The 18,334-nt window shown below is 68.3% G+C and carries 20 protein-coding genes; 7 read left to right on the top strand and 13 right to left on the bottom strand.

What is annotated here, in order from left to right:
• Window positions 1–20: 20 nt before the first annotated feature.
• The 3 genes from ACRB8A_RS04730 to ACRB8A_RS04740 form a co-directional block, all read right to left on the bottom strand.
• The gene (locus ACRB8A_RS04730) at window positions 21–410 is read right to left on the bottom strand and encodes a hypothetical protein (protein WP_432245696.1); all 390 of its coding nucleotides are present in this window, start codon (window positions 408–410) and stop codon (window positions 21–23) included.
• A 75-nt stretch (window positions 411–485) separates the two neighbouring features.
• The gene (locus tag ACRB8A_RS04735) at window positions 486–620 is read right to left on the bottom strand and encodes a hypothetical protein (protein ID WP_432245697.1); all 135 of its coding nucleotides are present in this window, start codon (window positions 618–620) and stop codon (window positions 486–488) included.
• Window positions 621–697: 77 nt separating this feature from the next.
• Complete coding sequence (locus ACRB8A_RS04740; RefSeq protein ID WP_432245698.1) at window positions 698–1,438, bottom strand: YoaK family protein; 741 nt, start codon at window positions 1,436–1,438, stop codon at window positions 698–700.
• A 152-nt stretch (window positions 1,439–1,590) separates the two neighbouring features.
• On the opposite strand from ACRB8A_RS04740, the gene ACRB8A_RS04745 reads away from it, so the two are divergent.
• Window positions 1,591–1,857: a hypothetical protein gene (locus ACRB8A_RS04745; protein WP_050683975.1), complete on the top strand. Its 267-nt coding sequence runs from the start codon at window positions 1,591–1,593 to the stop codon at window positions 1,855–1,857.
• A 12-nt stretch (window positions 1,858–1,869) separates the two neighbouring features.
• Here the strand turns inward: ACRB8A_RS04745 and ACRB8A_RS04750 are convergent, their stop codons facing one another.
• The gene (locus ACRB8A_RS04750; RefSeq protein WP_050683873.1) at window positions 1,870–2,871 is read right to left on the bottom strand and encodes a LacI family DNA-binding transcriptional regulator; all 1,002 of its coding nucleotides are present in this window, start codon (window positions 2,869–2,871) and stop codon (window positions 1,870–1,872) included.
• Window positions 2,872–2,974: 103 nt separating this feature from the next.
• Between ACRB8A_RS04750 and ACRB8A_RS04755 the strand changes: the two genes are divergently transcribed.
• From ACRB8A_RS04755 to ACRB8A_RS04765, 3 genes are all read left to right on the top strand, one after another.
• Window positions 2,975–4,096 carry a Gfo/Idh/MocA family oxidoreductase gene (locus ACRB8A_RS04755; RefSeq protein ID WP_432245699.1) on the top strand — a complete coding sequence of 374 codons (1,122 nt, stop codon included), beginning with the start codon at window positions 2,975–2,977 and terminating at the stop codon, window positions 4,094–4,096.
• On the top strand, window positions 4,093–4,884 hold the full coding sequence (locus tag ACRB8A_RS04760; protein ID WP_432245700.1) for a TIM barrel protein: 792 nt from the start codon (window positions 4,093–4,095) through the stop codon (window positions 4,882–4,884). The genes ACRB8A_RS04755 and ACRB8A_RS04760 overlap by 4 nt, the downstream gene beginning before the upstream one ends.
• A 90-nt stretch (window positions 4,885–4,974) precedes the next feature.
• Window positions 4,975–5,970, top strand: coding sequence for a squalene cyclase (locus tag ACRB8A_RS04765; RefSeq protein WP_432245701.1), 996 nt, complete (start codon window positions 4,975–4,977; stop codon window positions 5,968–5,970).
• Between the two features lie 65 nt (window positions 5,971–6,035).
• Here ACRB8A_RS04765 and ACRB8A_RS04770 read toward each other — a convergent pair whose 3' ends face one another.
• The 6 genes from ACRB8A_RS04770 to ACRB8A_RS04795 form a co-directional block, all read right to left on the bottom strand.
• Window positions 6,036–7,241, bottom strand: a complete 1,206-nt coding sequence (locus ACRB8A_RS04770) for an amidohydrolase (RefSeq protein WP_432245702.1) — start codon at window positions 7,239–7,241, stop codon at window positions 6,036–6,038.
• A complete protein-coding gene (locus tag ACRB8A_RS04775) occupies window positions 7,238–8,803 on the bottom strand; it encodes an ABC transporter substrate-binding protein (protein WP_432245703.1) in 1,566 nt (521 codons plus the stop codon). The genes ACRB8A_RS04770 and ACRB8A_RS04775 overlap by 4 nt, the downstream gene beginning before the upstream one ends.
• Before the next feature lie 61 nt (window positions 8,804–8,864).
• A complete protein-coding gene (locus ACRB8A_RS04780; RefSeq protein ID WP_432245704.1) occupies window positions 8,865–9,875 on the bottom strand; it encodes an ABC transporter ATP-binding protein in 1,011 nt (336 codons plus the stop codon).
• Complete coding sequence (locus tag ACRB8A_RS04785; protein WP_432245705.1) at window positions 9,872–10,942, bottom strand: ABC transporter ATP-binding protein; 1,071 nt, start codon at window positions 10,940–10,942, stop codon at window positions 9,872–9,874. Before ACRB8A_RS04785 ends, ACRB8A_RS04780 begins: the two co-directional genes overlap by 4 nt.
• Window positions 10,939–11,880 (bottom strand): ABC transporter permease, encoded by a 942-nt coding sequence (locus tag ACRB8A_RS04790; RefSeq protein WP_432245706.1) that lies wholly within the window; start codon window positions 11,878–11,880, stop codon window positions 10,939–10,941. The genes ACRB8A_RS04785 and ACRB8A_RS04790 overlap by 4 nt, the downstream gene beginning before the upstream one ends.
• A complete protein-coding gene (locus ACRB8A_RS04795; protein WP_432245707.1) occupies window positions 11,877–12,794 on the bottom strand; it encodes an ABC transporter permease in 918 nt (305 codons plus the stop codon). Before ACRB8A_RS04795 ends, ACRB8A_RS04790 begins: the two co-directional genes overlap by 4 nt.
• Before the next feature lie 227 nt (window positions 12,795–13,021).
• Between ACRB8A_RS04795 and ACRB8A_RS04800 the strand changes: the two genes are divergently transcribed.
• From ACRB8A_RS04800 to ACRB8A_RS04810, 3 genes are all read left to right on the top strand, one after another.
• The gene (locus ACRB8A_RS04800; RefSeq protein WP_432245708.1) at window positions 13,022–13,726 is read left to right on the top strand and encodes a GntR family transcriptional regulator; all 705 of its coding nucleotides are present in this window, start codon (window positions 13,022–13,024) and stop codon (window positions 13,724–13,726) included.
• 150 nt (window positions 13,727–13,876) lie between these two features.
• Window positions 13,877–14,863, top strand: coding sequence for an ornithine cyclodeaminase family protein (locus ACRB8A_RS04805; protein ID WP_432245709.1), 987 nt, complete (start codon window positions 13,877–13,879; stop codon window positions 14,861–14,863).
• Between the two features lie 34 nt (window positions 14,864–14,897).
• Entirely contained in the window at window positions 14,898–15,401 is a 504-nt protein-coding gene (locus tag ACRB8A_RS04810) for a GNAT family N-acetyltransferase (RefSeq protein ID WP_050687723.1), read from the top strand.
• 52 nt (window positions 15,402–15,453) lie between these two features.
• Here the strand turns inward: ACRB8A_RS04810 and ACRB8A_RS04815 are convergent, their stop codons facing one another.
• The 3 genes from ACRB8A_RS04815 to ACRB8A_RS04825 are packed head-to-tail and all read right to left on the bottom strand — an operon-like array spanning window position 15,454 to window position 18,232.
• The gene (locus ACRB8A_RS04815; protein ID WP_432245710.1) at window positions 15,454–15,888 is read right to left on the bottom strand and encodes a DUF2177 family protein; all 435 of its coding nucleotides are present in this window, start codon (window positions 15,886–15,888) and stop codon (window positions 15,454–15,456) included.
• Window positions 15,885–17,753, bottom strand: a complete 1,869-nt coding sequence (locus ACRB8A_RS04820) for an AMP-dependent synthetase/ligase (RefSeq protein WP_432245711.1) — start codon at window positions 17,751–17,753, stop codon at window positions 15,885–15,887. Before ACRB8A_RS04820 ends, ACRB8A_RS04815 begins: the two co-directional genes overlap by 4 nt.
• A complete protein-coding gene (locus ACRB8A_RS04825; RefSeq protein ID WP_432245712.1) occupies window positions 17,750–18,232 on the bottom strand; it encodes a MarR family winged helix-turn-helix transcriptional regulator in 483 nt (160 codons plus the stop codon). The genes ACRB8A_RS04820 and ACRB8A_RS04825 overlap by 4 nt, the downstream gene beginning before the upstream one ends.
• Window positions 18,233–18,334 lie beyond the last annotated feature (102 nt).

Here is an 18,334-nt window from a genome sequence, read left to right on the forward strand (position 1 = left end):
TCGCTCAGAGGCATGAGTGCTCACCCCTCAGCATCGGAGTAGTCCGTTGCCTCGTTCCGCTGTTCGTGCCCGGTCTGCTGGGCCAACCAACGGAGGGCAGCGTTCTCGCTGGTGAAGTACGCGGTGGGAGTGAGTGATTGCCGGGCAAAGGCTGAGAGGACAGTCCCCACGGGGTAGTCACCCTTGATGGCAATCGTGGAGAATCCCCGGTAGGCGTTCATACCTGCCCTCGCTTCTGCTGCGACTCCTGTGACGCCTTCAACGTCGACCAGGATTGGCGCTGTTTTGCCGCCAGCGAGTTTCTCGAGCGTACGGGCCGCCTGGACGGCGATTTCGTAGGTGACGAAGGTCCCCTGAACCCAGTTGAGCCGCAAAAGCCCGTTTGTGTAGGAAGCAACGAAATGGTCCATGGGACAACTGTGAGTGTTCTAGCCAATGGCGTCAAAATTGCTGTCAACAGGGACGTTAGTGGTTCTGCTCTGTACTTAAGAAGCGGGAGCGAGGCCCACGGTCCCAAGCCACTGTTCGAACGTCCAGGTGCCTGGCGCGATGCTGCGGACCTGCTCAAGGTCGGCGGCATAGCCCGGAGTCTCGGCGAACCAGCGGAACATGGCCTGCATGTCGTCCCGGAATGGGCCCTGCAGACCCTACGTCACCTGCAAGTTGGCGCAGTGGAAAGGGACCCAATAAGTGTCGCTCAGCGCACCGCCCCGGCTGCCTCGCCGGCGGGCACCTCGGCTTTCGGCGCCGGGCGCGGCCCACGGCCCAGGATTCCGCCCACGACGGCGACCCCCACCGTGAGCACCGACGTCGCCAAAACTCCAAGGCCGATGTGGAGCTGCAGCAGCCCGGCTCCGGCGGCGGCACCGGCCAGGATCAGCACCACCGCCATGAGCCGGCGGCCCCAGAACGGGTGGGTGCCGGCGCCGAAGCGGGAGTCGGCCGCAAGGCCGGTGATGGTGGAGGTAACCACCACGGTGGGCACATCCTTGACATTGAGGTGCCGGGCCGTGGCGGCCTGGACGCCCATGGCCACCGCAAGGATTCCCGTGATGGCCACGATCAGCGGTTCACCGTGCCGGGGTGTCCCGCCGGCCAGGAACACCACCGCCACGGCGAGCATCACCACGCCGACGGCGAGCAGCAGCCCGGTGGTCCGGTGGTTCCAGCCCGTTGTGCTGGGCCGCAGCGTCCGCCCGGCCAGCAGGGCGCCCAGCATAAATCCAACCAGCGCCACGATGGGGCCCAGGATGGGCAGGTCGTCGCCGCCCATCAGCGCCATCCCCAGGATCACCACGTTGCCGGTCATGTTTCCGGTGAACACACGGTCCAGGCCCAGATAGCCGACGGCGTCGATCACCCCGGTGGAAAACGTCAGGACCAGCATCAGCACCAGGTGCAGCCTGGCCGGGTTGGCGGGGGAGAGTCGGGCGGGCATGCGGGTGCCTTTCGGTGGTCCGGCGGCGATAAACGCTATCGGTTGCTCAAAACAACCTGTCCAGTATGCGCCGGACGCCGCCGGTGTGGCGCCCATGTTACGGAAAGTACGCCAAACTGGAAGCCAGTCCCATCAACCGAAAGCAGCACACTGTGATCACGCTTCACCAAGACGCCGAAGGCTTCGTCCGCATGAGCCGCCACTACCCGGCCGCCGTCCGCATCGCCATCGCCTTCACCGACGGCAGCACCGGCGAATTCTCCGGCGAGGCCCTTAACGCCGCCTACGACGCCGCGCTCGCGGATTACCGCGCCAAAAACAACCTGGACGCCCGGGGCTACTCCCGGACCACGTCCGGACGGTCAAACTCAGGCAACAGGATCGATTTCGTGCCGGTCCACCCGGGCCTGGGCAAGTAACCCTCCCGTCGTTCAGGTAGCCACGGCAGCCCCAGGGGCGGCCGTGGTCCGCCTGCCCACCAAGTGGGGGGTTCCCACCACCCTGGAGGGCGCAGCATTCCCCTCGGCCCGGTCGATGGCCCGGTTGACGGCCTCGGCGGCGAGGACCGGACCGTCCTGGCTGACGGACGATAACTGGACGTAGCTCAGCCGGGCGAAATGGCTGTTGTCGTACCCGAGGACGGACATGTCCGACGGAACACTTTTCCCACCGTTCCGCAGGCTTTCGAGAATTCCCAGGGCCACGCGGTCATTAAAGGCGATCACTGCCGTGGGCGTGCTTGCCCCAAGAAGCCCTCCGGCGAGGATTCCCTCTTCCTCCGTGGCCCCGCCGGGAACAACCACGGGCTCGAGTCCCAGCCGCGTCATTTCCTCCCGGAAGGCCGTGCGGCGCCGGTCCGCTGATACCGCGGTGCCGCCGTCCACGTGCACGATCCGGCGGTGGCCCAGTCCGGCGAGATGTTCGACGGCGATCCGGATCCCTGCGCGGTCATCGCTGCTGACGGAGTCCACGGTTTCCCCGACGTCCTCCCGCAGCAGGCTCACCACGGGCACCCGACGCGCGTAGGCCGCCAGCGTTTCGTTGCCCAGGGTGGACGAAATCAGGATGAGGGCTTCACAGCCCCAGTCGAGCAGGGCTTCCGCGGCGCGCTCCTCCGACCTGCCGCTGGCCACCGCGCTCAAGGCCAGTTCGTAACCCCGCAGGCCGGCCGCGGCGTACGCCGCATCAACGATTTCGGCATGGAATGCATGCGAGGTGGAAAAACTCACCCCCAGCAGGCGGGTCCGGCCGCTGCGCAGCATGCGGGCCCGGCTGTCCGGCCGGTAACCCAGCTTCGCCGCGGCCTCGAGCACCCGTTCCCTGGTGGCGGCCGAGGCCCCCGCGGCGTCCCGCATCACAATGGACACCAGGGCCCTCGAAACACCGGCCGCCTGCGCCACGTCCATCAGGGTGGGTCGTTTCGAATCAGTCATAAATCCTCCTTCCAGCAGTCTATAGAACGATCTAGACAAGTGCCGGAAGCCGTGCCACGATATGTCTACTAGAACGATCTATACAAACTTCAGGAGAACAGCAATGGCTTACACGCAGCGTCCGGTCACCGTCGACCGCCCCGTCCGGGTTGGGCTCATCGGAGCCGGCTGGATTGGACACTTCCATGCCGAATCCATCGCCCTCCGAGTCCCGCACGCCCGGTTGGAAGCAATCGCCGATCCCGTTGAAGCCAATGTCGCGGACGTGGCGTCCCGCCTTGGTGTTGAAAAGACGAGTGCAGACGCAGCCGATGTGCTGAACGATCCGGACATCGACGCAGTACTGATCGCGGCGCCCCTGCGTTTCCACTCCAGCCTCATCGCCGAAGCGGCTCGGGCCGGGAAGGACGTCTTCTGCGAGAAGCCCGGCGGCAGGAACCTGGAGGAGCTCGACGCCGCACTCGCTGAGGCTGACGCTGCGGGCGTTATTGTCCAGTTCGGCTTCAACCGGCGGTATGCCAAGGATTTCGCCGCTGCACGCAACCTGATCGACAGCGGCGCTGTGGGAACCCCGCAGCTGCTCCGGTCCCTGACCCGCGATCCCGGCACGGACGCCGGGCTGTCGGCGCCGGAACGCGTCGCGCCGGACACCATCTTCCTGGAGACCCTGATCCACGACTTCGACACCCTGAACTGGCTCAACCCCGGCGCGGTTCCCGTCCGTGTCCACGCCGTGGCCGATGCCTTGGTGGCACCCGGGGCGAAGGCCGGCGGACTGCTGGATACCGCCGTCGTCACCGTCACCTACAGCAACGGGGCCATCGCCGTGGCCGAGGCGAACTTCAATGCGCTCTACGGCTACGACGTCCGGGGCGAAGTGTTTGGCTCCGCCGGCATGGTGACCGCGGGCGGCCCGCAGGCATCCAGCGCCACCAGCTATACCGCGGCCGGCATCGGCGCGGCCACAGTGCGCCTGAACGTGGACCTGTTCCACGACGCCTACACCGCGGAACTGGCCGACTTTGTGGACTCGGTCCGGGCGCGGCGTGCAGGCAGCCCCACCACATCAAGGCAGGCACCGGGCGGCACCGATGCACGCAACGCCCTTGCCGTGGCCCTGGCCGCTGCCAGGTCCGCCCGGTCCGGCCTTCCCGTGGAGGTCTCAGCCGTGGCTGATCTGCAGCCGGCAGAACGTGACATCCAGCCGGCGGGCCACCGGGCATGAGCTTCCGGCTGGCCGTCTGCGCTGAAATGGTTTACGGCGGGCTCCCGCTCATCGAGCGGGCCCGCCGGATCCACGAACAGGGTTTCGAGGTGGAGGTGTGGGACACACGGGGCCAGGACATCAAAGCCCTGGCCGCCACGGGCGCACGGTTTTCCTCCATGAGCGGGTACTTCGGTGGCAGCCTGATCGACCCCGATGGTGCCGACAGCGTCCTCTCTTCGGCCGAAGCCCTGATTCCCGCCGCCCATGAACTGGGAATTGAACGTATGGTGGTGCACCCGGCGGAGCTGGGAGAAGGCGGCCATGCTGTGCGTCCGCTGCAGCGCGCCACCGGGGACATGTGGCTGACCGGGCTCCGGACCCTGGAGCGGCTGGCGGTGCTGGGGGAGAAACACGGCGTGACGTTTGCGCTGGAAAATCTCAACACCATCCTGGACCACGCCGGCATCCCGCTGGCCCGGGCCAAGGACACCCTGGCCCTGGTCTCCGCGGTGGACCACCCGAACGTGAAGCTGATGCTGGACCTCTATCACGCGCAGATCGGAGAGGGGAACCTGATCGAGCTGGTCCGGGCCGCGATGCCGTGGATCGGCGAGATCCAGGTGGCCGATGTTCCCGGCCGGTGCGAGCCCGGAACCGGCGAGATCAACTACCAGGGTGTGGCGAAGGCCCTGGCGGAAGCCGGCTATAACGGGGTGATCGGCATGGAAGCCGGGGCATCGGGAGGGCACGGCATCGACGCCGGGGATGCTGCCCTCACAGCCTTCCGGCGGGCCTTCGAGGTGTAACGAACCCGCTGTCCAGGCACCAGGGACCGGGCTTCCCCACCCTCCCGGCGCCCCTCGCCGGGCGGCGGGCGCCGTGGTATTCTCCCCGCTATGGCCTTGGATCTGCCCCTGCACGGTTGGCTTCTGGACTCCGATCCCGCGCTCCGCTGGCAGGTGGAACGTGACATCACCGGCGCCCCGCCGGGTGTTTGGGAAGCCACCCGGGCCCGGATTGCCACCGAAGGTTTCGGCGCGCAGCTCCTGGCCCTGCAGGACCCGGACGGGCAGTGGGCCGGCGGCGCGTACTTTCCCAAAGACTTCGATTTCGAAGGGCCGGAAGCCGCCAACGATGCGGGCCAGCCGTATACCGCCACCACCTGGGCGCTGAACATGCTCCGCGAATGGGGCCTCGACCCCGCCCCGCTCGCCGGGACGGCAGAGCTGCTGGCGGCAAACAGCCGCTGGGAGTATGAGGACCTGCCCTATTGGGATGGCGAGGTGGATTGCTGCATCAACGCGTTCACGCTGGCCAATGGTGTGTGGCTGGGTGCCGACGTCGCCGGGATCGCCGAGTGGTTCCGGGAGCATCAACTTGCCGATGGCGGCTGGAACTGCGAGTGGGTGGACGGCTCCACCCGGTCCTCGTTCCACTCCACCCTCAACGTCCTCAAGGGGCTGCTTTACCACCAGGCTGCCACCGGACTGGACGGGTTGCAGACGCTCCGGAGCCGGGGCGAGGAGTATCTCCTGACCCGCAAGCTGCTGTACCGGGAATCGACGGGCGAGGTGGTGGCGCCGTGGGCACCGCGCTTCGTCTACCCATTCCGCTGGTTCTACAGCGCGCTGAACGCCGCGGACTATTTCCGCGCGGCCGCCCTGCACGACGGCGTTGCGCCGGATCCGCGGCTGGCCGACGCCGTAGCGGTCATCAGGTCAGCCCGCCAGCCGGACGGCACCTGGCTGCAGGAACGGCGCCACCCGGGCCGGGTCTGGTTCGAAGTGGACGTTGACGCCGGCCAGCCGTCCAAATGGCTCACGTTCCACGCCCTGCGGGTGCTGGACTGGTGGGACGCCGCGCACGCCGCAACAAAACACCAGCAGGAGTAGTGCCGGGCGCCGGACAGGGATAACGACGGCGGGACGCGCCCGCCGCCGTCGGCCGCACTGCGTGATTACACCAGCGCCAGGTTGTCCGCCACTACCGTGCCGCGGTGGATGACCGTCCGGTCCGGCAGGCGGTCCATGACCGCGGCCGTGACGGAATCGCCGGACACCAGGACCAGGTGGGCGGGGTCCCCAACAGCCAGTCCGGGCCGGTCCGCCACCGATCCCAGGCGCGGTGCCTGCGGGTCCAGCACTGCCGCCCCGCCGACGGTGGCCACCGCGACGCAGTGCTCGATCAGCTCATCGGCCCGGAACTTGGACGTGAAGGCCAGCTGCCAGGTCCGGTCCAGCATGTCCGCGTTGCCATACGGCGACCAGTAGTCCCGCTGCCCGTCCTGGCCCAGCCCCACCCGGACGCCCGCGGCAACCAGCTGTTGCAGCGGCAGGGGCGCGCCGGCCGGTGCAACGGTGGCCATGGAAACGTCCAGCGCCCCCATCCGGTCCACCAGGTCCTGCAGTTGGCCGGCGGGCAGCTCGGCCAGGCCGTAGCCGTGGGAGATGGTGACCAGTCCCTGCATGCCCAGCGCCTTGGTGCGTTCCAGGATCAGCTCGGCGCTGAAGAGGCCCAGCTGGCCCGGTTCGTGCAGGTGGATGTCGATGGGAACACCGTACTTTTCGGCCAGGCCGAAGACGATGTCCAGGTGCCGGACCGGGTCCCGGTCCAAAGCGCACGGGTCGATGCCGCCCACCACATCGGCGCCCAGCTTCAGAGCCTCCTCGAGGATTTCCGGGCTTCCCGCTTCGCGGAGCAACCCGGCCTGCGGAAAGGCGATGATGTCGACGTCGGCCCGGTCCCGGTGCTCCTGTTTCGCGGCCAGGACGGCTTCCAGGCGCTCCAGTCCGGCGTCCACATCTACCTGGGCGTAGCTGCGGACCCTGGTGGTGCCGCGCTCAATCATGGCGCCGAGTGTCAGGGTGGCCCGTTCGGCGATGGTAGATTCGGCGTTGCGCCAGTTCTGCCGGTCGTTGAGCATCATGTTCCACACGCCCGGCGAACCGGTGTGCGGCCGGAACGGCAGGCCCAGCCGGGTGGAGTCCAGGTGGACGTGCACATCCGAGAAGGACGGCAGCAGGATCCGGCCGCGTCCCGCAACCTCGGTGGCGCCGGGCGGGGCCGAGAGCGCTGCACCCATGCCGGCGATAGCGCCGCCGTCGAGCATCACATCCGTTGCTTGGGCGCCCCAGGGCCGGACGTTGCGCAGCACCAGGCTCATTTGGTCAGCCCGGTGGCGGAGAAGTCGTACAGGCCGTCGGCCCGCTGGGTCCAGGCCAGCGACTTGTCCACGGCGAAGTTGTTGGCCGGGACGTAGAGCGGGATGAAGTAGGCCTTGTCATTGCTGTAGGTGAGCAGCTCCTTGAAGACGTCCAGCCGGGCCGCGCCGTCCACACCCCGCTGGGTGACCGCGAGCCCGGCCGTTTTGGGATCCTGGGCGTAGTTGTTGTTGCCGGCCTGCTCGTAGAAGTCGGTGAGGGGCAGGTCCCCGTCCAGGGTTGATGGTGCCCAGGTATTCAAGTAGATGCCTTTCAGCTGGCGGTTGCGGACCTTCAAAGTATGGCTGGCCTGGTCGGCGCCCACCAGATTGACGTTGACCCCGGCCGCGCTGAGGTACCCCTGGATGGCCTGCGCCACCTCCCCGCTCAAGGGGATCCGGCCGTCCAGTGCGTACTCGAAATCGATGGACTCGCCGTTGTAGCCGGCCTCGGCCAGCAGTTTTTTGGCCTGGTCCGGGTTGTAGCCGCCGTCGGACAGGCCGTCCGCAAACCCCTCAACACTGGGTGCCAGCATCTGGGTGGCGGGCTCGCCGAGGCCGGACAGGACGGTTTTGACGATCGCTTCCTTGTCGATGGCCAGGCCGATGGCGCGCCGCACCTTCTCCTCCTTCAGGACACCGGCGGTGGAGTTGACGCCCAGGAACACCACGCCGTTGGAGAGCTCCGACTGGACGTTGACGCCGCCGGAGCCCTTCACCGACTCCGCCTGCGCCGGGCTGATTTGGGCCACGTCCAGGGACCCGGAGAGCACGCCGTTGACGCGGGATTCGTCGGAGGCCACCGGCACCAGGCTGATGGCGTCCAGCTTTGCGGGCTCACCCCAGTAGGAATCGTTGCGCACCAGGTCATAGGACACCCCGCGCTGGATCTTCTCGAACTTGAACGGCCCGGAACCCACCGGGGCGGCCGCGAACGCCGCCGAACCCATGGCGGCGTAGGCCTGGTCCGGGACGATGCTGATCAGCGAGGTGTTCCGCGGGAAGGCGGAGAACGGCGCCTTCATCTCGAACCGGACCTTGGTGTCGTCAACCTTCGCCACGGACTTCAGGGAGCTGAGGTAGCCGAAGTTCTCCGACGTGGGGTCCGCCAGGATGCTGCTGAAGGAAAACACCACGTCATCCGCCGTCAGCGGTTCGCCGTTGGTGAAGGTGACGCCTTCGCGGAGGGTGAAGTCCCAGCTGGTCATGTCCGCGCTGGGCGTCCATTCGGTGGCGAGCTTCGGTTCCAGGGATCCGTCCGCGGTGATCTTGGTGAGCTGGTCAAAGGTGTTGAAGAAAACGGACAGCACCACCAGGCTGCCGGTTTTGACCGGGTCCATGGACGTGGGGTCGGTGGGAAGGGCGGCCACGATCCTGCCGCCGGTCCCGCCGGTTGTGGACGATGACGCGTCGGAGCTGGATTCGAACCCGCCGGCGCAGCTGGACAGTGCCAGCGCGGCGGCGAGGCCCACGGAGAGGACCGGCAGCACGGAGCGGAAGGGGGAGCGGGGTGCGGAAGCAGACATGCGTTCTCCTCGAAGGATGGGTGGCCGCGCACGGCCGGCGGAAAATTGGGAACGGGAACGGTCAGGGATGGACCAGCAGGCACGCCGACTGGTGGGCGGAGACCACCGGGAAATCCACCTGAGTGGGAACCGGCGGCAGGAGGGAAGGCACGACGGCGGCGCAGGACGCTTCTGCCTGCGGACAGCGGGTACGGAAGGCGCAGCCGGAGGGCAGGTTTGCGGCGTCCGGCAGGTCGCCGGTCAGGACGACCCGCTGCCGGCTGGCAGCCTTGTCCGGATCGGCCACCGGGGCCGCGGACATCAAGGCCTTGGTATAGGGGTGCTGCGGGTTGGTGAAAACGTCCGCGGCCGGGCCCGTTTCCACGATCCTGCCCATGTACATCACGGCCACGCGGTGGCTGATCTGCCGGACCACCGAAAGGTCGTGGGCAATAAACAGGTAGGCCAGGCCCAGTTCGGCCTGCAGGTCCTGCAGGAGGTTGATGACCTGGGCCTGCACGGAGACGTCCAGCGCGGAGACGGGTTCGTCCAGGATGAGCAGCTCCGGTTTGAGCGCCAGGGCCCGGGCAATCCCCACCCGCTGCCGCTGCCCGCCGGAGAACTCGCCGGGTTTCCGCTGGCCCATGGCTGCGGTGAGCCCCACCTGTTCCAGCAGGGCGGTCACTGCTGCTGCCGTGTACTGGCCGTTGATCCGGAGCGGTTCCGCAATGATCTCGTGCACCGTCAGGCGCGGATCGAGGGAGGAGTACGGGTCCTGGAACACCATCTGCATCCGCGCCCGTTCCTGCCGGCGGCGGCCATTAAGCAGCCCGGCCAGGTTGCGGCCGCCCACGGCCACCGCACCGGAGCTGGGTTTGTTCAGGCCCAGGATGGCACGGACCAGGGTGGACTTGCCGCAGCCCGACTCGCCCACCAGCCCCAGCGTCTCGCCGGGCGCCACGTGCAGGGACACCCCGTTGACGGCTTTGAGGGTGGTGCGGGAAAACAGCGGTCCGCGGACCGGGAATTCAACGGCCAGGTCCTGGACCGTCAGCACGTCCAAAAACGGCGCTGCGGGAGTATCTGTCCTCATGCCTGCTGTCCTTTCAGGAGAAGCTGTCCGGCATTGTCCCCGGCGAAATGGCAGGCCGCCGCGCGGGGCCCGGCGGGATGGCCGGGACCGTGGGCCCCGGCAGGGGGAGTGGGCAGCAGTTCCAGGAGGGGCGCGGTGGTGGTGCAGGTCCCCTGGTCCAGGCTGGCGTGGCAGCGCGGTGCGAAGGCGCAGCCTGCTGGCCTGTCGGCGGCTGCCGGGGGCGAACCCGGAATGGTGAACGCCCGGCCGCCGGCAGTGCCCTCGCCCAGGACACTGGCCAGCAGGCCCACGGTGTAGGGGTGTGCCGGGCGGTGGAAGAGGTCCCGGACGCCGGCCGTTTCCACTACCTTGCCGCTGTACATCACGGCCACCCGGTCGGCTGCCTCTGCCACCAGGCCCAGGTCATGGGTGATGAGGATCATCGCCGAGCCGGCCCGGCTGCGGGCTGCAGCCAGGACGTCCATCACCTGCGCCTGGACGGTGACGTCCAGGGCCGTGGTGGGCTCGTCGGCGATCAGCAGGGCGGGGTCGTGTGCCATGGCCATGGCGATCATGGCCCGCTGGCGCATCCCGCCGGACCACTGGTGCGGGTAGGAGGCCGCACGGCCGGCCGGGTCGGGGACCCCGACGGCGGCGAGCAGGCTGTGGACCTTTTCTGCGGTCTGCTTCCGGTTCAGCCCGGTGGCGTGCAGTTTCACGGCCTCCGCCAGTTGCCGGCCCACACGCTGCAACGGGTTCAGGGCGGACATCGGATCCTGGAAGACCATTGCCAGGTCCTTGCCCCGGATCCGGCGCAGGTCCCGTTCGGGAAGTTTGGTCAGGTCCCGGCCCCGGAACAGGATCCTGCCGGCTGAGACGCGAACGCCCGGCGGCAGGAGGTCCATGATGGCCAGGACGGTCAGGCTCTTGCCGGAACCGGACTCGCCCACCAGGGCGAACACCTCATCCTGGTGTACCTCGAAGGAGACGCCGTCCACCAACCGGACCGGGCCGGCGTCGCCCGTTGCCTCAATGGCGAGGTCCTGCACCTGCAGGAGCGGGATGCGGGATTCTGCTGCGGGGCTCATGCTGTCCGTCCCTTCCGGAGGAGGGCGCCGGTGGTGCCCTCGGCGGTGAAGCGCTGGCTGACAAACTGGGCGCCGGCCACGGTGAGGAACATGGCCAGGCCGGGCAGGATGGCCAACCAGGGGTTGCTGCCCAGGTATTTCTGGCCTTCGAAGATCATGGAGCCCCAGCTGGGGACCGGCGGCTGCACCCCCAGGCCCAGGTATTCCAGTGAGGACTCGATCAGCACAATCGTGGCGATGTCCGTTGCGCCGATGATCAGGGTCTGGGAGAAGACGTTGGGCAGGATGTGCCGGCGGATCACCCAGCCGTGCCCGCCACCCTGCGTCAGCGGCGCCAGGACAAAGTCACGGTGCCGCAGCGACCGGGCCAGGTTCCGGCTCACCCTGGCGTAGCCCACCCAGTAGGTCAGGCCCAGCGTCACGATGGTCACGGTGGCGCTGGGGCCGGTGACGGCGGCCACGGCGATCAGCAGCAGCACCACGGGCATGGCCAGGTTGACGTCCGCCAGAGTGGTCACCGCCGAATCGAGGCGGCCGCCGAAGTAGCCGGCAGCCATGCCCAGCGTGGTGCCGATCACCGCATTGAGGATCACGACGGCGAACGCGATTCCCAGCGTCACCGCACTGGCCAGGGACAGCCGGCTGAGCAGGTCCCGGCCCAGCGAGTCGGTCCCCAGGAGATGATCCGGGTCCGTGAAGGGTGCGCGCATCGCTGCCGAGAGGTCCTGGCCGAAGGGGTCGAAGCCCGGGAGCAGCGGAACCACCGCGGCCAGCAGCAGGACCATGCCCAGCATGGCGGACCCGATGACGAAGGCCGGGGAGGTGCCGCGGCCCTTGCGCTTGGCGGGCGTGGGGGTTGCGGGAGTTCCCTGGATGCCCGGGTCCGTGGACGGGGTGGCGGGAACCTGGGTTCCGGCGGGAAGGAGTTGTTGGGTCATGCCAGGCTCACTCTCGGATCGACCTTGGCGGACAGGAGGTCCACGGCGAGGTTCACGGTGACGAAGATCAGGGCCACCACCAGCAGTCCGGCCTGGACAATGGGGAAGTCGCGCTGGCTGACGGCGTCGGTCAGGACCTGGCCCAGGCCGGGCCAGGCGAAGACGGCTTCCACCACCACGGTGCCGCCCAGCAGGGAACCCAGGTTCAGCCCCGCCATGGTGAGGACCGGGAGCAGGGCGTTGGGCAGCATGTGGGACACCAGCACCCGGGCCCGGCTTTGGCCCTTGGCGAAGGCGGTCCGGACGTAGTCCTGGCTGGCCTGGTCGCTGAGCGCGGCGTCCATCAACCGGACATAGAGCACAAACTGGCCGGTGGCGATGGTGAGGACCGGCAGCACCAGGCTGGCCGGGCTCATCCGGCCCAGGGACGGGAGCAGGCCCAGTGCCACGGAAAACACCAGCACTGCCAGCAGCGCGAAAAAGAAATCCGGGACGGACTGGCGGAGCGATCCGCCCCAGATAAACAGCGAGCGCAAGGTCCGGCTGCCGGTGAGCTGGATGGCCAGGGCAGCCGCCAACGCCAGGACCAGGCCCAGCAGGAAGGACCAGAAGGCCAGTTCAAAGGTGGCCGGAAGCCGTTCGATGACCAGGTCCAGGGCCGGCTCACGCTGCCGGTAGGACTGGCCGAAGTCGCCGGCCAGGACGTTGGCCAGGAAGGTGCCGAACTGCACGTGCAGGGGTTCGTTGAAGCCGAGGGCCCCGTTGAGCGCGTCCACCTCGTCGGCGGTGGCGTTGTCCGGCAGCAGCAGGCCTGCCGGTTTGCCCGTGGCACGGCCCAGGACAAACGCGAAGGTGAGGACGCAGAAAAGCGTGAATGCCGCCTGGGCTATCCGGTGGAGCAGGTAGCGGGGCATGGTGCCCCCTCTCAAAAGTCGGTGGTGGGAACCCCTGGGGCAGGGACTCCGATCACAGCGTAAGGGCAGTTTTTGGGCATTCCGCCGAGTTGACCGGATCGTCATGGAGGTTAAACATGCCGGAAACTTTTGAATACCAAATAGCGCCATATTCGCTTTATTGGGGATGAAAGTGCACGATTGGCATACCAAAACGGGTTTTGACCCCGGCGTACAGGAGTGCAGACATGGAACAAGCAGAAGCCGCGGACCTCGGTCCGGGCCTGTCGGAGCGGGTGGCTGCCGCGCTCCGGGAGGACATCATCTCGGGCCGGATCCCCGGCGGCAGCAAACTCAACGAACGCGAGCTCTCTGCCCGGCTACAGGTCTCCCGCATCCCCCTGCGTGAGGCGTTGCCCTTGCTGGAGGCGGAGGGGTTCATCCACTCCGAAGCCCGCCGCGGCAGCGTAGTGCACACGTTTACGCTGCGGGACGCTGTGGAGGTGTTTGACCTCCGGCTCCAGCTGGAACCGTTCGCAGCCGCGTCCGCTGCCCGCCGCGTGGCGGCCGGGGCAGACCCGGCCAACCTGCTGGCCGCGCTGGAATATGCCCGCACCGGCGAGTCCGGGCACCAGGCGTCCGGCCGCAACTCGGACCTGCACGAGGAAATTGTCCACCTGGCCAGCCACGACCTGCTCCGCCGGCTCTCCAACCTGCTCAACGGCAGGGTGCGCTGGCTGTTCCGGCTCACCCCGGAACGGGATACACCGGGCATGTGGGAGGAACACGCGGAACTGGTCCACGCCATCGCCGACGGCCAGCCCGCCCTCGCTGAGGCCTTGGCCAGCGCCCACGTGGAACGCGGCCGGCACGCCTCCCTGCCCCACCTGGCCGGACGGCTGCCCGCCGAGGCCCCGGCCCGCAAAGGCCGGCGTCCCCGCAGCCAGGACTGATTCCACCAGCCCTGTTTTTGCACCCGCCTGCAGGAGTGCCACCCGCTCTGTTCCCCACCTGCTGCCTTCGTGTCACTTCACCCGTTTGTTTCGCTCCACCCACGTCCAGCTCCGACGCCCAGCGCGCCGCCGAATCCCCTCGAGGTACCCATGACGCTTGTGCTCACCGCTTCCGTTCTCGAAACCCTGGCGCACCTGCCGGCCACCATCGCCGCCGTGGAGCAGGCCTTCGCCGACATCGCCACCGGCACGGCCTGCCAGCCCGCCCCCACGTCCATGCAGCTGCCCTCCTCGGACGGGCGGTACATCCTGATGTCCGGCCTGGCGGACGCCCAGGGCCTGGCGGGGGTGAAGCTGCTCTCCGACCTTCCGGCAAACCCTGACGCGGGGCTGCCCAGCCAGCGCTCCAGCATCCTGCTGGCGGACCAGCAGACCGGTGAGACGCTGGCCCTGCTGGATGGCCGGGTACCCACCAGGGTGCGGACCGCTGCCGCCAGCGCGGTGGCCAGCAAACACCTGGCCCGACCCAACAGCTCCACGCTGGGACTTATCGGTGCCGGTGCGCTCGCCGTGGCCCACGTGGAGGCGATGCTCTGTGTCCTGCCCATTGACACCGTGGTGGTGTGGTCCCGGAGCGCCGCCACCGTTGAAGCATTCAAGGCGCGCATCAGTCACCTACCGGTCAAGGTGGTGGCTGCCGGCACCATCCGCGACACCGTGGAAGCCGCCGACGTCCTCTGCACGCTGACGCCGTCTGTGGAGCCGTTGGTCCGCGGCGAATGGTTCCTGCCCGGTTTGCACGTCAATGCCGTGGGGGCGCGCCCTCGCCCCACCCACCGGGAAATCGATGCCGCCGGAATCGCCCGGTCGGAGCTCTTTGTGGACAGCATCGCGACGGCCCGGGAAAAGTCCGGCGACCTGCTCATGGCCATCGAGGAAGGCTCGGTGACCCTGATGGACATCCGCGGTGAGCTGGGGCAGGTAGTAGCAGGGCAGGTCCCCGGCCGGACACACGATGCAGCCATCACACTGTTTGATTCGGTGGGGGTGGGAATGCAGGACGTCGCCATCGGGCGCCTGCTCTACGATGCGGCGGTCAGCCAGGGGCTGGGACTGGACGTCAACATGGCCGGCTGAGACTTCCCGGCTGCCGGTGGCTAGGCTGGCAGCCATGGACTACCAGCTCCGACAGGCCACCCCCGACGATGCCGAGGCCGTGGTGCACCTGCACACCCTGGCCCACGAACAGGCCTACGCACATCTGATGTCCGCGGACTTCTTCCGGAGCCGTCGGGCCAGCATCCCCGAGCGGGTGGAGCGGCGGCGGCCCTATCTGGCCGTGGACGAGCCGCGCATCATCGCCCTGGACGCGGACAACAGGCTGGTGGGCCTGGCCGACGCCGGCCCGCCGCGTGACGACGATGGTCCAGAGGACCTGGAGCTGTACTCGATCTACACCCTGGACCACACCCACGGGACAGGGCTTGGTGCGGCCCTGCTGGAAGCGGCGATCGGCGGTTCAGCCGCTTATCTGTGGGTGCTGGCGGAGAACCCGCGGGCGTTCGCCTTTTATGCCAAGCACGGCTTCCGGCCGGACGGGAAGACGGGGCTGCTGCCGCCCGAGTGGGAAAAGGTGCCGGAACTGCGGATGACGCGCCCCGCCGTCGGCCGCTGACAACGCGACCGCCATCAACCCGGCCGCAAAGCCCGGCCACCGGAACCGCGGCTCAGCGCGCCGCGGGCTCCTTCCGGAGGGCCTTGCCCAGCACCAGGACCGTCAGCCAGGTGACCACGGCGCAGGCCACGGTGCCCCAGGCGATGTCCGTCAGCGCCACGAGGGTGGGGAATCCCTGCAGCACGGCCAGCCCGGTCAGCGCCCACGTGGCGTACGTGAAGAAGCCAAAGAGCGCGGCACCGGTGATGCGCTGGCGCAGCGTGGCCCGCCGGTCGTTGGGCCGGATGCCGTAGTGCACCATGCCGGCCACGTAGATGAGGTAAAAAGCAACGGCAGCTACGTAGTTCGTGTCCGCGGCGATCAGGTCGCCGATTTGGGCCTTGTACTGCGGGTTGGCCACGCCGAGGATCCAGACCACGTCCAGGGCGGCGAAGATCACGGCTGCGACGGCGTAGCTTTGCAGCCATCGTTTGAGGTGCGGTTTCATGCCTGGCTCCTGGGGTCGGTGTAGAGGCCTTCCACGAGGTGGCGGGCCCTGTCGGTGAAGGCGCTGCGTTTGAGTTTCATGGTGGGGGTGACGTTGCCGTTGGCCTCGCTGAGGTCCGCCAGGAGCAGCACAAAACGGCGGACCTGCTCCGAGCGGGCAATTTTGGCGTTCGCGGAGCTGACGGCCTGGCCAATAGCGGTGAGGAGCCGGGCGTCCTCGATCTGGATGGCCCCGCCGTCCGCCGGGATCTTCAGGGCAGCGAGTTCGGCGAAGCCTTCGCGTTCGGCCCAGGCGGTGACGGACTCTGGGTCCAGCAGCACCAGCCCGCCCAGGTACGGTTTGCCTTCGCCCACCATCACGGCGTGCGCCACCAGCGGATCGCCCTCCACGTAGCCTTCCCAGATGGAGGGCGAGACGGTTTTGCCGCCGGCGGTGACAATGACGTCCTTGAGCCGGCCCTTGATGGTGAGCCTGCCCTGCGCGTCGAGTTCGCCCAGGTCGCCGGTGTGGAAGAAGCCGTCGGTGAAGGCGGCGGCGTTGTCCGCAGCACGCCGGTACCCGGCGAAAACACCCACGCCGCGGGCCAGCACCTCGCCCTCCTCCGTGAGCCGGACGGTGGTTCCCGGCATGGGCACCCCCACGGTCCCGGCCTTGATGGCCCCGGGCAGGTTTCCGGTCAGCGGCGCGGTGGTTTCGGTCAGGCCGTAGCCTTCGATCACGGGAAGGCCCAGGCCGCGGAAAAACAGGGATAGCTCGGCGTCCAGGGCAGCGGCCCCGGAGAGCAGGTAGTCCAGCCGGCCGCCCACCAGCGCGCGGAGGCGGGCGTAGAAAAGCCTGTCGAACACGGCGTGCCGGGCACGCAGGCCCAGCGGGGCACTGACTGTTGGGTCGGCGTCGTGTGCTTCCGCAAAACGGCCCCACTCGACGGCGGTGCGCTGCGCCGCAGCCCAGACCCGTCCCAGCCGCTTTTTCGCCGCAGCCCCGGCCGCCGAGGCCTGGATTTTCTGCAGCACGCGGGGGACCACCACCAGGAACGTGGGCCGCAGGGCACCGAGGGCGGGCACCACCTCGCGGGGATCGGCCAGGTGCGCGATCCGCATGCCGTTGGCCAGGCAGATCAGCTGCAGGCCGCGGGCCAGCACGTGGGCCATGGGCAGGAAGATGATGGTGTTGCCGCCCTCGCGGACCACCGCCGAATACGCGGCCGCCACGTTCAGGACCTGCCCCACAAAGTTGCCGTGGGTGATCAGGGCGCCCTTCGGGGCGGCGGTGGTGCCGGACGTGTACACGATGGTGGCCACCGAATCGGGGCCGGCCAGCAGCCGGCGTTCCTCCACCTCGGCATCCCCGACGCCGGCACCCCGCTCCACGAGGTCCGCCAGGTCTGCGCCCGGGCGGGAGTCCATGGTCCAGATGCCCAGGTGGTCCAGCCCGGCCTCGTCGAAGCCGCGCGACAGCAGGTCCGCGTGCGTTTCCGTGCCGGCCACAGCCAGCCGCACCTCGGCGTCAGCCAGGATGGCGATCACCTGGGGGAGCGCGGAGGTTTCGTAGACCGGGACCACCACGGCGCCGGCAAACCAGGCCGCCATGTCCGCCAGGGCCCACTCGTACCGGGTGGGCGACATGATGGCCAGTGAATCGCCGGGCTGCACGCCCGCGGCGATGAAGCCCTTGGCCAGGGCGTGGACCTCGTTGGCAAACTGCTGCGTGGTCACCTGCCGCCAGGGGTCGGTGATGGCGGCGCCGGACGTCCGGACCTCGAAGGCCACGTGGCCGGGGCTGGTGCCGAGCCGTTCCAGCAGGAGATCGGTGGCGTTGCGGTGGCCGGCGGTGTGGACCAGGGGCGGGGAGGTGAACTCTCTCACGGGGTGTCTTTCTCGGAAAGGGTGAGCAGGTGGTGCTGCATCAGGTGCAGGACGGTGTTGAGGAAGGTGCCGATCTCTGCCTGCTGGTCCTGGGGGAGCGAGGCCAGGTGGTCGCTGGTGGCAGTGACCAGCGGGCGCATCAGCGCGCTGATGGCCGCTGCGGCTGCCGGGGTGCAGGTGACGTGGACCTGGCGCCGGTCCTCCGAGCTGCGGAGCCGCTCCACAAAACCGTGCAGTTCCAGCCGGCTGACGATCGCGGTGGTGGTGGCTGCGGTGGCGCCGAGCTGGGCGGCCAATACGCCCACTGTCATGGGCCCGGCCTGGGACACGGCTCCAAGCGCACGGTAGTCGGTCAGGTTCAGCCCCAGGTGCCGGGCCACCTCGCGCTCCGTCTCATTCGCCATGGTGAGCAGCGCCTGGAGCATAAAGGCCGATGGATGAAGTGGGGGAGTGTCCGGCGGCCCTTCGTGAGATAGCATGTCTCTATAGTAATCAAATTGGTTTGAACATCAAAGACTGTTGAATGTCAGGATGCTTGCCAGGGGGAACCGTCGTGCTGCAGCGCTCGCCGGGCCGTATGA

The sequence above is a fragment of the Arthrobacter sp. G.S.26 genome, from assembly GCF_050847375.1.
In the GTDB taxonomy this organism is placed as follows: Bacteria; Actinomycetota; Actinomycetes; order Actinomycetales; family Micrococcaceae; genus Arthrobacter.